This is a genomic window from Streptococcus suis (assembly GCF_017601095.1).
In the GTDB taxonomy this organism is placed as follows: domain Bacteria; phylum Bacillota; class Bacilli; order Lactobacillales; family Streptococcaceae; genus Streptococcus; species Streptococcus suis_Z.
This window is the reverse complement of the sequence record NZ_JAGFUX010000007.1, coordinates 73192-85994: the sequence shown is the minus strand read 5'-3', so window position 1 is coordinate 85994 and position 12803 is coordinate 73192. Positions and strand designations below refer to the sequence as shown.

General features: G+C 42.5%; 10 protein-coding genes. 1 reads left to right on the top strand and 9 read right to left on the bottom strand.

The window, feature by feature from the left end:
• Positions 1-107: 107 nt before the first annotated feature.
• The 6 genes from J5566_RS07280 to J5566_RS07255 all read right to left on the bottom strand — a co-directional run bounded on the left by J5566_RS07280 (position 108) and on the right by J5566_RS07255 (position 5633).
• Positions 108-941 (bottom strand): amino acid ABC transporter substrate-binding protein, encoded by an 834-nt coding sequence (locus J5566_RS07280; RefSeq protein WP_208562714.1) that lies wholly within the window; start codon positions 939-941, stop codon positions 108-110.
• Positions 942-956: 15 nt separating this feature from the next.
• The gene (locus J5566_RS07275) at positions 957-1589 is read right to left on the bottom strand and encodes an amino acid ABC transporter ATP-binding protein (protein WP_208562713.1); all 633 of its coding nucleotides are present in this window, start codon (positions 1587-1589) and stop codon (positions 957-959) included.
• Between the two features lie 11 nt (positions 1590-1600).
• The gene (locus tag J5566_RS07270; protein ID WP_208562712.1) at positions 1601-2242 is read right to left on the bottom strand and encodes an amino acid ABC transporter permease; all 642 of its coding nucleotides are present in this window, start codon (positions 2240-2242) and stop codon (positions 1601-1603) included.
• A gap of 156 nt (positions 2243-2398) precedes the next feature.
• Positions 2399-4213: a glutamine--fructose-6-phosphate transaminase (isomerizing) gene (gene glmS, locus J5566_RS07265; RefSeq protein WP_208562711.1), complete on the bottom strand. Its 1815-nt coding sequence runs from the start codon at positions 4211-4213 to the stop codon at positions 2399-2401.
• 186 nt (positions 4214-4399) lie between these two features.
• Complete coding sequence (gene lepB, locus J5566_RS07260) at positions 4400-4945, bottom strand: signal peptidase I (protein ID WP_208562710.1); 546 nt, start codon at positions 4943-4945, stop codon at positions 4400-4402.
• 70 nt (positions 4946-5015) lie between these two features.
• Entirely contained in the window at positions 5016-5633 is a 618-nt protein-coding gene (locus J5566_RS07255) for a GDSL-type esterase/lipase family protein (RefSeq protein WP_208562709.1), read from the bottom strand.
• 76 nt (positions 5634-5709) lie between these two features.
• Here J5566_RS07255 and J5566_RS07250 point away from each other — a divergent pair, with 76 nt between their 5' ends.
• On the top strand, positions 5710-6825 hold the full coding sequence (locus tag J5566_RS07250; RefSeq protein WP_208562708.1) for an NAD(P)/FAD-dependent oxidoreductase: 1116 nt from the start codon (positions 5710-5712) through the stop codon (positions 6823-6825).
• A 97-nt stretch (positions 6826-6922) separates the two neighbouring features.
• Here J5566_RS07250 and pyk read toward each other — a convergent pair whose 3' ends face one another.
• The 3 genes from pyk to J5566_RS07235 form a co-directional block, all read right to left on the bottom strand.
• Positions 6923-8428: a pyruvate kinase gene (gene pyk, locus J5566_RS07245; protein ID WP_208562707.1), complete on the bottom strand. Its 1506-nt coding sequence runs from the start codon at positions 8426-8428 to the stop codon at positions 6923-6925.
• 64 nt (positions 8429-8492) lie between these two features.
• The gene (gene pfkA, locus J5566_RS07240) at positions 8493-9503 is read right to left on the bottom strand and encodes a 6-phosphofructokinase (RefSeq protein ID WP_208562706.1); all 1011 of its coding nucleotides are present in this window, start codon (positions 9501-9503) and stop codon (positions 8493-8495) included.
• An 81-nt stretch (positions 9504-9584) separates the two neighbouring features.
• Positions 9585-12695 carry a DNA polymerase III subunit alpha gene (locus J5566_RS07235; protein WP_208562705.1) on the bottom strand — a complete coding sequence of 1037 codons (3111 nt, stop codon included), beginning with the start codon at positions 12693-12695 and terminating at the stop codon, positions 9585-9587.
• Between the last annotated feature and the right edge of the window lie 108 nt (positions 12696-12803).

The following is a 12803-nucleotide window of genomic DNA, read 5'->3' as shown; positions in this document are numbered from 1 at the left end:
GAGTGTAAAACACGAACAAATCTGCCAATCAACCACTGCGCCGAGATGTTGACACGAACTCTGAGAAATGAGGCTAGGCTTGAGCCCAACCTCTTATCTTATATAAATTAGTTTTTCACTGCATCTGTTGCTACATCTTCACCAAACCACTTTTCAGAGATTTCTTGGAAGGTACCGTCTGCGTACAGTTCTTTGAAGGCTGCATTGATTTTTTCTACCAAGGTAGTGTCTGACTTACGAGCACCAACTGCAAATGTTTCATCCGCAAATCCAGCATCAATGATGTTGTAGTCAGCAATGATGCCTTCTTGTTGTAGGTAGTAATTGGCATAAACACGGTCAATCAAGAGACCGTCGATCCGATCATTCTTCAAGTCAATCAAGGCTTCGTTGAAGGTTGAATATTGGCTTGCATCATTTCCTGACACGAGGTCTTTGAGGATTTTAGGTTGTGAATCGAAAACAGAGTAACCTGCAGAACCTGCTTGAGCTCCCAAAAGCTTGCCTTCCATGTCTGCTACTGTTGCGATACCTGAAGATTTTTTAGTTACCAAGACCTGCTTGTTATCCATGTAAGAATCTGTAAAGAGCACTTTTTCAGCACGCTCATCTGTCACAGTATAGCCATTCCAAATGAGGTCAATGTTACCATTGTTGAGTTCAGTCTCTTTCAAATCCCAGTCGATTGGCTGCCATTCGACAGTAATACCATAGGTGTCAAAAACAGCTGTTGCCAGTTCTACGTCAAAACCAGTGTATTCACCGTTGGTATCTTCAAAGCCCATCGGTACGAAAGTTTTGTCAAAACCAATAGTAATGGTCTTTTCATCTTCGTAGGTTGACCACTTATCTTGGCTTGTTTCTTGCGAAGTTCCACAAGCAGCAAGGCTAAGAGTTGAGAGGAAGGTGACAGCAGTCAAAAGCATTTTTTTTATTTTCATAATCAATATCCTATTCTAGTGTTTGGGTTCAATCTTGATAATCTCATCCGCAATATTCTCCGCAAACTGCATATCGTGGGTCACTACAATCTGTGTAATCCCAGTATCACGGTTTTGCAAGATAAGATTCTCCACTTCCTTTCTCAATTCAGGATCCAAGGCCGAAGTCGGCTCATCATAGCCGATAATTTCTGGATCGATCATCATGGCACGAGCAAGGGCTACCCGTTGCTTCTGGCCACCTGAGAGGGAGAATGGATAGGCGTCTGCATGGTTGGCTAAACCAAGCTTCTCAAGTAATTTCCGGGCCTTGTCTTCTGCCTCTTGACGCGGCATTTCCTGGGTTTTCACAGGAGACAGGACCAAGTTTTCCAAAACAGACAAGTGAGGGAAAAGCTGGAAGTCCTGAAAGACAAAGCCCAGCAGATGTCGTTTCCCTAACTCTTCCACAGGCAGTTCTTGCCCATTGTAGATCAGAGTTCCCTCATCGATTGATTCCAAACCAGCTAGCATACGGAGCAGTGTCGTTTTTCCCCCACCCGATTGACCAACAATAGCTATAATCTTACCCTCTGGTATGACCAAATCATAATTGGAGAAAATCTGTTTGTTATCAAAGCGTTTGGATAGATTGCGTAATTCTAACATAGCAGTTCCTCCTATTTATAGTAGTCAAATTTCTTTTCAATTTGTTTAGATGCTAGGGTCACTACCCCAATCATGAGCAGGTAAATTGCCCCAGCGATGAACATAGGAGCCAGGCTAGCATCACGGTTGGCAGCTGTTCGACTTGCTAGCAAGAGATCGCTCACGCCCAAGGCATAGACCAATGATGTATCTTTTACCAGAGTAATGACTTCATTAAAGACACTTGGCAAGACAATTTTCACCACCTGAGGCAATACGATGTAGCGAACGGTCTGAAAAGGTGTAAACTTCAAGACTTTTGCAGCTTCATATTGACCCGCAGGAATGGCTTCTATTCCTCCTCTAAAAATCTCAGAGAAATAAGCAGCATAATTCAGAGTGAAGGCAATGATGACTGATGGCATCCGATCAAAAGTTACTCCAACACTTGGCAAGACATAATAGATAAAAATCAATTGTAAGAGCAAGGGAGTGCCTCGCATAATCAACACATAGAACTGCAAGAACCAGCGCAAGGGTGCAAACTTCATTTGCATCAGGAAGGCCAAAACAGCTCCCAAGGGAAGAGACAAGACCAAGACAAATACAAACACTTGTAAGGACACCAAAGCCCCATCTAGCAGGCTTGGTAATATTTCAAAAATGTAAGACATAGTCCCTCCTCTTGTGATAGTTAGATACTAGTATATCAAAAATCCTCTGAGAAAACAAAGGATTTTTCAGAATTTTTATAAAATTTAATGCAATTTCCGGATGATTTTCGAATTTTTTTGCAAAAAAAGATTTGGTTACCCAAATCCTTTCATAATTTATTCAACCGTAACGGCTTTTGCAAGGTTACGCGGTTTATCGACATCCAAACCACGTTGGAAGGACGCATAATAGGCAATCAACTGAGTTGGAATAACCATGGAGATACTTGACAAGAATGGATGCACCTTATTGACCACGATGTCGTCACCCTCACGATCCAAGCCTTCCTCCACCACAATCAAGGTATTAGCACCACGGGATACTACCTCTGCAACGTTTCCACGGGTGTGAGCTGCTACTTTTTCATTGGCAGAAAGCAGAGCGATCACTGGAGTACCGTCTTCAATCAAGGAGATGGTTCCGTGTTTCAATTCTCCAGCCGCAAAGCCTTCTGTTTGAATGTAAGAAATTTCTTTCAACTTGAGAGCTGCTTCAAGAGTTACATAATAATCTGTACCACGTCCGATATAGAAAGCATTACGCGTCGTTGCCAAGAGTTTTTCAACCTTGTCTGCAATCAAGTCTTTCTCCGAAAGGGTTGCTTCGATAGACTGGGCAACGATGGACAACTCATGTACCAAGTCAAAGTCGATAGCTTCTTGTTTCCCATTGGCTTCACCAACAGCTTTTGACAAGAAGGCAAGGGCAGCCACCTGAGCAGTATAAGCCTTGGTTGAAGCTACGGCAATTTCAGGACCTGCGTGGAGTAACATGGTGTAAGTCGCTTCACGTGAAAGAGTTGAACCTGGCACGTTGGTAATGGTCAAACTTGGAATTCCCATTTCATTGGCACGCACCAAGACTTGACGGCTATCTGCCGTTTCACCTGACTGGGTCAAGAGGATAAAGAGTGGCTTTTTGCTGAGGATTGGCAAGTGGTAGGCCCATTCAGACGCCACACCCAACTCAACAGGGGTATCTGTTAAGGCTTCAATCATGTTTTTGGAAGCAAAACCTGCATTGTAAGAAGTACCTGCTGCCAAGATATAGATACGGTCTGCTTCTTGAACAGCTTTCACGATTGCAGGGTCAACTGTCATCTTACCGTCCGCATCTGCATAGGTTGAGATCAACTTACGCATAACAGTTGGTTGCTCGTCAATTTCCTTGAGCATGTAGAACGGATAAGTCCCCTTACCGATGTCTGACAAGTCCAATTCAGCCGTGTAGCTGCCACGCTCAATAGCATTGCCTTCATAGTCTGTTACTTGAACGCTGTCTTTGGTCACGATGACCAATTCTTTATCGTGGATTTCCATATATTCACTGGTTTCACGAATCATCGCCATGGCATCTGAGCAGACCATGTTGTAACCGTCGCCCAAACCAATCAAAAGTGGAGATTTGTTTTTGGCAACATAGATAATGTCAGGATTTTCAGCATCAATCAAGGCAAAGGCATATGAACCTTGGATGATATGAAGCGCTTTTTTGAAGGCTTCCAAAACAGACAAGCCGTCTTCTTCTACGAATTTCCCAATCAAGTGAACAGCGATTTCTGTGTCAGTTTGACCCTTGAAATCGTGACCTGCCAAGTAGTCATTTTTCATCTCAAGGTAGTTTTCAATCACACCATTGTGAACAAGTACAAAACGACTAGTTTGTGAGGTATGTGGATGAGCATTATCCTCAGTTGGTTTGCCGTGAGTTGCCCAGCGCGTATGACCAATTCCTGTTGTTCCCTCGGTCTTATCACCAACTTTTGCTGATAATTCAGCAATGCGACCTACTGCTTTTACCAAGTGAGCCTGCTCCCCACCTGTTACGAAAATACCTGCTGAATCATAACCACGGTATTCTAATTTTTCAAGTCCTTGAATTAAAATATCAGTTGCGTTTGTATTCCCTACAACACCAACAATTCCACACATACAGTTCACCTTCAATTTCCATAGAAATTGAACTTTCTTAACTTTTTCTTAAAATTGGTATAGTCAACTCTATCTTCAAAAAGAGCGATAAACATAGTATATACAAACATTTGCAATCTGTCAATCAAAAAATTGGTCTAGTCAACTTCTGTGTTTTCACAATAAAAAAATACCGATTGCTCGGTATTATTCTTGGACAATTCCTGTATCGATGAAACCAAATTCAGACAGGGGACTGATACGGAAGGTCAACCGCCCCACAATCTGGTTTTTTGCAATCAGACCAAATGTTCGACTATCTTCAAAGTTGGTTCTATCATCATTGAGAATGAGGTAGTGCTTAGCAGGAATAGCTTGGTACTCTCCATTGGTCAGAGTTGCGATTGAAAAATCTTCTGTGTAATATTCTTGAAAATGACTGTCAGATAAATAGGATTCTTCTACGACTGCTTCATTGCGGTAAAAGACATCATCCATGTAGGTCACGGTATCATTTTCTTCGGCAATGAGTCGCCCAACATATTCTTTATTGTCCACCTTGTAAAGGACAAAGTCACCATAGCTTAGATCGGCGTCCTTGACAGCGACAATCAAATCTTTTTCTTTCAAATATGTATTGGCCATCGATGATTGAATGGTCACTGGCTCGAAAAAATAATAACGGATAGCCAGTATACCACACAAAAGAGAAGCCAGTAAAATCACATTCTTGATTAAATCTCTTTTTACCATAAAATCTCCTTATACTGCTTACTAGTATAGCATATTTCAGTCACAAAACGAAACTTTCAGCATGGCTTACTTAGGAGGTGATTTTCCGATAGACTTCATCAGCTAACAATTGATTGCCAAGTGGAGTCAAATGCAGGCCGTCACTATAATATTCAGCATGTCCTTCTGTCAAGGGATAAAAGTTGATCCATTCTAGACCATATTCTTCTGCCAAACGGGGAATCATCTCTTGTAGGACCGTCTTGACAATTTCGTTGTTCAAACCGAAACGACTGGTCGGAATATAGGGTGGCACCATGATAATGACATCTGGCTGGCTTTCCAAGTTCAGGTAGGTTTCAATCATTTGACGGTATTCCTGTTCAAATCTCTCCTGATTCCAGTAAGGTGCTCGACTATCATTGCTACCAATCATGATCAAGACCAGATCTGGTTGATAGTCTAGAGATAATTGAGCATTTTTTTCTTGGAAATATGGATAATCAGCCGTTGATTGCAGGGAACGACCACTAAGACCAAAATTCGCCACTTGATAAGCATGCCCCAACTTCTCAGCTAAAATACAAGGATAGGCATGATTGAGACGGTCCTCCAGACCATAACCATAGGTCAAACTATCACCAACTGTCGCAATGCGAATGGATCCTGAACCAACTGTCAGAACCTCTGGATACATAATATCAGACATAAGTTCTCCTTTTTTCTATTGTATCATGCACAAAAAAATAAATAAACCCAAGCGAATTTGTGATATAATGAACATTATGAAGAAAGAAATTATCATTATCGGTGGAGGCATTGTTGGCTCCACAGCAGCCTATTATTTATCCAAATCCCCTGACCTGTCCATACGCTTAGTTGATGAAGGCATCGGTACTGCAACAAGGGCGGCAGCTGGCATTATCTGCCCCTGGATGGCCCAGAAGAAAAACAAAGACTGGTACCGTCTGACCTCCTCAGGGGCCAGTTTTTATCGACAACTGATGGCAGATTTAAGAGCAGATGGCATCAACGACTTACCCTTCCAGGTGACTGGAACCATCGGCCTAAAGAGTCGGAAGGACTTGATTGAAAAGGTCCAGAAAATTGCCCTAGATAGACGTGAAGATGCTCCTGTCATTGGTCAGATTCAGCAAGTGGAAAAAGAGGAACTTCTGGACTACCTCCCGCTTTTAAAGGATGAATTTTTCGGTCTTCATCTAGAAGGTGGTGGACGAGTGGATGGTGGTAGGCTCTTGGATATCCTCCACCAACAATTTCTTGAAAATGGTGGGCAAATCTTCCGCCAAAAAGTCGGTTTGAAGGATGAACAGACTGTCTTAGTTGGTCAAGAAGAATGGACAGCCGATCATATCCTACTAACTGCTGGTGCATGGTTACCCAATTTATTGGAACCAATTGGCTACAAAGTGGATGTCCGCCCACAAAAAGGACAACTCTTTGAATTGGACACACACTTTGACACTGAAAATTGGCCAGTCTGCATGCCTTATGGTGAAATTGATATCCTGCCATTTTCTCAAGGACGTATCATCGTTGGTGCAACCCATGAAGATGATATGGGCTATGATCTCGAACTAGATTCAGATAAAATCCAAGCCATGCGAGACCGCTCTCAGGAATTCATGCCCCAATTAGCCGATTTTCCAATCGCTCGCACCCGCATCGGTACCCGCGCCTATACTTCAACCTACTCGCCATTCTATGGACAAGTCGCTGATCAGGACCATCTCTGGGTAACAAGTGGACTCGGTTCAACCGGCCTGACCAACGGTCCTTATATCGGTTGGCAAATTGCGATGGAAATTCTTGGAAAAGAAACCAACTTCGACAGAGCTGCCTACACACCAGACAACTACATCACAAAAGTCAAGAACTGATCTTGGCTTTTCCTTTTACTTCAAATTGTCCCAAAACGAAAATAAAACCTATTGCACAACGCAGAAACGTTGATACAATAGGCTTTTTCTATATACATTATTTTACAGTGCGAACACGCATTGTGTTTGTTGAACCAGCAACACCAACTGGAACACCAGCTACAATGATGATGTCATCACCAGCTTCAACCAAGCCTTGCTCTTTCGCAACGCGCTCAGCCAATTCAAACATATCATCAGTTGATTCAGGTTTTTCAGTCACAACCGGAATGACACCCCAGTTCAACATCAATGATTTTTGAACTTTTTCAGTGAAGGTTACTGCCAAGATGTCTGAATCTGGACGGTATTTAGAAATAGCACGTGCTGAGTAACCAGTTTCAGTAACAGTTACAACCAATTTGATGTTCATAGAGTGGCAAGCATCTTTAACGGCTGATGCAACAACTTCTGTCTTAGAAGCACGGTTGAAGTGATCTGAGTTCAAACGACCGTACTCATTCAAAAGAGTTTGAGCATTTTTAGCAATAGTTGCCATTGTGCGAACGGATTCTACTGGGTATTTACCGTTTGCAGACTCACCTGAAAGCATTGTTGCGTCAGTACCGTCGATAACTGCGTTAAAGACGTCTGATACTTCTGAACGAGTTGCGCGTGGTTTTTCAGTCATTGTTTCCAACATGTTTGTTGCTGTGATAACTGCTTTACCAGCTGCATTCACTTTCGTGATGATCATTTTTTGGTAAACTGGAACCATTTCAAATGGTACTTCGATACCCATGTCACCACGAGCAATCATGATACCATCTGCTGCTTCGATGATTTCATCAATATTGTCGATACCTTGTTGGTTTTCGATTTTCGCAAACAATTGAACGTGGTCGTTACCAGTTTCTTTACAGATGTTGCGAACAACTTCTACGTCTTTTGCAGTACGTACAAATGAGATTGCGATGAAGTTCAAGCCTTGTTCCAAACCGAAGCGGATATCCGCATTATCACGGTCTGCAAGTGCTGGGAAAGGAATTTTAGTGTAAGGAATGTTCACACCTTTTTGTTTTGCGATAACACCGTCGTTTTCAACCAAAACAACAAATTCACGGTTTACAGCATCTTTTTCTACAACAGTCAAACCAAGTTTACCGTCGTCAACAAGGATTTGTTTGCCAACTTCAACATCATCAAAGACATCCAAACCACCAGCTACGTTCAAAGCAATCACTTCTTTAGTTGATTTAATGCCTTGTTTTGTTGCAACTCGCAATTTGTCTCCAGTTGAGTATGCGTACTCTTTTGCATCGTCTTCAAACAATTCTGTACGGATTTCTGGACCTTTTGTATCCAACAAGAAACCAACTTTTTTACCAGCAATTTCTTCTGCACGACGGACAGTTGCCATACGGTCACCTTGCTCTTGGTGATCACCGTGTGAGAAGTTGAAACGGAAAACGTTGGCACCTTCTGTAATCAAGGCAGCAATTTTCTGTGCTGATGCTTCAACATCCAATTTTTCACCCCAGTAACCGTCGTCACCGAATTTTTTACCACCACGGATTTCTACCGCAGGACCAAGGGTTGCAACAATTTTTACACGTTTGTTCATCTTAACAAAACTCCTTTATATTTTACTGGTCTTATGACCCTAGAAACGAATGTTGTTCTCTGTATTAGAAAGAGATTTCTCTGTTCAATGTAGCAAGACCCAAATCTGCCTTGTGTGGGTTGTTGACAATAATCTTGCCATCTTCTGCCAAACTGAACAAAGCACCTTCTTCAGCAGTTCCAAGGATTGGGTTTTCAACCATTTGCTCATTGCGGATACCGACAGCAAGACCACCGCGGCCTTCTTTGAGCAATTTAACTGCGTGTGCACCCATACGAGACGCCAGGACACGGTCACGAGCCGTTGGTGAACCACCACGTTGGATGTGACCAAGTTCTGTTACACGAAGGTCGCTCACATCACCGGCAGCTTTCAATTCTTCAGCGAATTGTGCAACTGGCATCACACCTTCTGCCAAGACCACGATACTGTGTTTTTTACCAGTTTCATAGCCCTTTTTAATTTTTGCTACAACATCTTTAATGTCAAATTCTTCTTCTGGAACTACAATCACATCCGCACCGGCCGCAATACCAGACCAAAGCGCAATATCACCTGCATGGCGACCCATTACTTCGATAACGAAAGTTCGGCGGTGACTAGATGATGTATCACGGATTTTATCAATGGCATCCATAGCAGTTGTAACAGCCGTATCGAAACCGATTGTGAAGTCCGTACCAACGATATCGTTATCGATTGTACCAGGTACACCAACAGCTGGGAACCCATGTTCCGTCAACCGCATGGCACCGTGGTAAGAACCATCACCACCGATAACAACGACACCTTCAATGCCATGTTTTTTCAACTGCTCAATTCCTTTCAGTTGGCCTTCCAACTGTGCGAATTCTGGGTAACGAGCGGAACCAAGGAAGGTACCACCACGAGAGATGATATCTCCAACTGAACGAATAGTTAATGGTTCGATTTTTCCAGCCACCATACCTGCGTAGCCTTCGCTAATCCCATAAACTTCCATGCCTTCTGAAATTGCTTGGCGAACAACTGCACGAATGGCAGCATTCATACCAGGGGCATCTCCGCCACTGGTTAAAACACCAATACGCTTCATTTCATTTGCTCCTTTTATTTTCAAATTAACTGCCTTATTATAACACACTTAGAGCGAACTTGCTTGACTTTTTGCGATTTTTTACCGAAAAACCGTTTTCATCACATAGTCAGCCAATTCTGTTTCTAAATCTGGCGTTTTTTCGACATAGATTCCCTGTAACTGAAGGGTCCGATTTTCATCTTGATAATGAACAATAACAGGAATAGTCCCAGGGTATTTTTTCAAGATACGAGCAATTTGTTGGTCAAAGTTTTGATTTTCCAATTGCAACCAACATTTTTCTATACTAGCAGGTTGGATTTGTTCTACTACCAATTGTAGCTTTTCATCCCGCTCCTGTACTTTTCCACTAATATACAGCAAGGCGCCAGTTGCTAACAAATGGCCAAATTGCTGAAAGGCTTCTGGAAAGACGGTCACTTCTAAACGTTCTTTGGTATCAGAAACCTGAAGGAAGGCCATCTGCTGTCCAGTTTTTTTTGTGCGAATAACCCGTACAGATAAGACCTCGACGAGAATGGTCGCTCGGTTTTCCACTAGCAAATCTGACAAATTATCTAGTTTGAGTGAACTGGCTTTTCGAATAGAGACCAGGGGATGGGGACTAATCCCAACACCAAGCAAGGCTTGTTCCATCTCAAATTTCTCACTGTCTGAATAGTCATCTGATTCTATCCAGCTATAGGATTCTTCCGCAAAGAAGGAACCGAAAGCTTCTGCAAAAACAAAAAGATTGTCCAAATTTTCTACTATTTTCTTACGATTGGGTTCAAAATCATCAAATAAACCTAGCTGAATAATTGGTAGCAAAACTTCTTTTTTCTGGTAGTTTGCCGGCAAGCGAAGAATGAAATCCTCTACCGAATGGAAGGGACGAGCCTCCATCAACCAAAGAGAGAAATCCTTTGCAAGACCCTTGATTTGTTTCAAACCCAGATGAATCTGCCTGTTTGTGATTTTATCATGATAAGGGATGGTGTTGAGGTTGAGTTTTGCAAGTTTGAAGCCCATTTGTAAAGCATCATTAATGTAAGAACTGCTAGAATCATTCAACATCACATCAAAGAAAACATCTGGATAGTGGGTCTTAAAATAGGCCATCTGAAAAGCTAAGGCCGAATAGGCATAGGCATGGCTACGGTTGAAACCATATCCTGCAAATTTAGCCATCATAGCAAAAATGTCCTTGGCTTTTTCCTCGTCATGCCCCTTAGAATGAGCTCCCATCACAAAGGCTTCTTCCATGGCTTGCATTTCTTGGGCATTCTTCTTGGACATGGCTCTCCGCAGCAAGTCAGCTTTTCCAAGAGAAAAACCTGCATAGACTTGGGCAATTTGCATTACTTGCTCTTGGTAAAGCATGATGCCGTAGGTTGGCTGTAAGATGGGTGCTATTGATGGATCAAGCAAATCCACTGCTTCTTTACCGTGCTTTCGTTTAACAAAGTTTTCTGAATAATCGCTGGCCCCTGGTCGATTGAGACTGGTTGTCGCAACAATTTCTTCAAAACAAGAGGGTTTGACCCGTTTCAAGAGGCTGATGGCACCAGCTTGTTCAAATTGGAAGATCCCTTTTGTCTTTCCAGCTGCAAAGAGGGCCAGTGTTTCTGGATCTTCCAAGTCAATATTCGCAATGTCTAGCTCTTTGCCATAGCGATCCGCCACTTTTTCTGCCATTTTTTGGACAAAGGTCAAATTACGTAAGCCTAAAAAGTCCATCTTTAACAAGCCATTGGCTTCAACAGCATGCGCATCATATTGGGTGACGAGCATATCCTCTCCAGCTTTTAGAGGAATAGTGTCAGTCAGGTCCTGGTCGCTTAGTACAACACCTGCTGCATGAATAGAGGTTTGGCGTGGTTGACCTTCTATTTGTTGGGCAATGGCAAAGGCTTTTTGGTACTCCAGTTTGCTGTTAATCAACTGACGAAATGAGGCATTCCCCTGATAAGCTGACGCCAGATTATCTCTGAATGAGATTTTTTTTGTCAAGGCAGAAAGTTCATATTCTGGTGTTCCAAAACGCTTAAAGACATCGCGAATGGCCTGCTTAGCTCCAAAGGTTGAGAAAGTCACAATCTGAGCAGCATGCATAGTACCGTAGCGGTCACGGACATAACGAATAAAGTCCCCACGGTGAATATCTGGAATATCAATATCGATATCCGGCATGGTATAGCGTTCGCTGTTTAAGAATCGTTCAAAGAGTAGGTGATGACGGACCGGATCGATACCCGTAATGTTTAAGGCAAAGGCCACTAAACTTCCTACTGCTGACCCACGTCCCATTCCCATATAATAGCCTTGACTCCGCCCAAATCGCAACAAATCCCATACAATCAGGAAATAATCATCAAAGCCCATCTCATGAACGACACTTAATTCGTGCACCAAACGTTTCTGATAGTCTGGTAGCCAAAGGCCCTTGTTTCTCAGCCCTGCTTCTGCCTTCTCACGAAGTTCTTCAACTGCTGGTCTTTTCCGATTAAAGCGAGGCAATTTTAAGTTAGTATCAATTTCGTAGGCAATACCTTTGACCAACTGATCTAGATTCTCTAGAGCACTTGGAAAACATTTGGCAAAGGACTGTCTGATTGAACGAGCCTCTTCTAAAGACTGGTTTCTAGCCAAATCCTCTACTTGATTGAGCGTCAGATTGTCTCGGATAGCATGCAGAACCTGCAAAGCTTCAATTTGCTGACTGGAAAAATAACGAACCTGATGGAGGGGAATCAAAGGACGACCAAACTCCTTCTGGGGTGTGTCCAAAGAAACTCCGATATAAAAATCACAGCCCAAGTCAAGCTCTTCAACACCAGGATAATAGGGAACAATCAGCGCAAGATCCTCCATTCGCCAATCAGACAAGTGCAAGACCTCCTGCCCCATCATACTAGCCGTCGATAACTTCATCAACTGCTGGTAACCCTTGGTTGAAAGAGCTAAAAAGAGGATGGTCAATTTATCTTGACTTTCTTTCAGTCGCCACTCCATCTCACAGCCAATCAAGGGTTGCAGACCAGCTTTTTGACAACACTCAAGAAAATGAAAGGCACCATACAGATTTTGTTTATCCATCATACCGATAGACTGATAACCGAGTTCCTTTGCTTTTTCGACATAGGCCTCAATGGTCACCATACTATCCATAAAACTATAGACGGTTTTGGTATAAAGCTGGGCAAACATGGTTTCCTCCTTCTATCTTTTCTTCTATTATATCAAAAATTGTATCAATAAACTTTTTAAACAAAATACTTGCATTTTATTTCATATTGCTGTATTATGTATATAGAA

What these genes read in the sequence shown, in the direction of transcription:
- pyk (WP_208562707.1), bottom strand. Translation starts at nt 8,428, where the DNA reads ATGAACAAACGTGTAAAAATTGTTGCAACCCTTGGTCCTGCGGTAGAA.
- J5566_RS07280 (WP_208562714.1), bottom strand. Translation starts at nt 941, where the DNA reads ATGAAAATAAAAAAAATGCTTTTGACTGCTGTCACCTTCCTCTCAACT.
- pfkA (WP_208562706.1), bottom strand. Translation starts at nt 9,503, where the DNA reads ATGAAGCGTATTGGTGTTTTAACCAGTGGCGGAGATGCCCCTGGTATG.
- lepB (WP_208562710.1), bottom strand. Translation starts at nt 4,945, where the DNA reads ATGGTAAAAAGAGATTTAATCAAGAATGTGATTTTACTGGCTTCTCTT.
- J5566_RS07270 (WP_208562712.1), bottom strand. Translation starts at nt 2,242, where the DNA reads ATGTCTTACATTTTTGAAATATTACCAAGCCTGCTAGATGGGGCTTTG.
- J5566_RS07250 (WP_208562708.1), top strand. Translation starts at nt 5,710, where the DNA reads ATGAAGAAAGAAATTATCATTATCGGTGGAGGCATTGTTGGCTCCACA.
- glmS (WP_208562711.1), bottom strand. Translation starts at nt 4,213, where the DNA reads ATGTGTGGAATTGTTGGTGTTGTAGGGAATACAAACGCAACTGATATT.
- J5566_RS07275 (WP_208562713.1), bottom strand. Translation starts at nt 1,589, where the DNA reads ATGTTAGAATTACGCAATCTATCCAAACGCTTTGATAACAAACAGATT.
- J5566_RS07255 (WP_208562709.1), bottom strand. Translation starts at nt 5,633, where the DNA reads ATGTCTGATATTATGTATCCAGAGGTTCTGACAGTTGGTTCAGGATCC.
- J5566_RS07235 (WP_208562705.1), bottom strand. Translation starts at nt 12,695, where the DNA reads ATGTTTGCCCAGCTTTATACCAAAACCGTCTATAGTTTTATGGATAGT.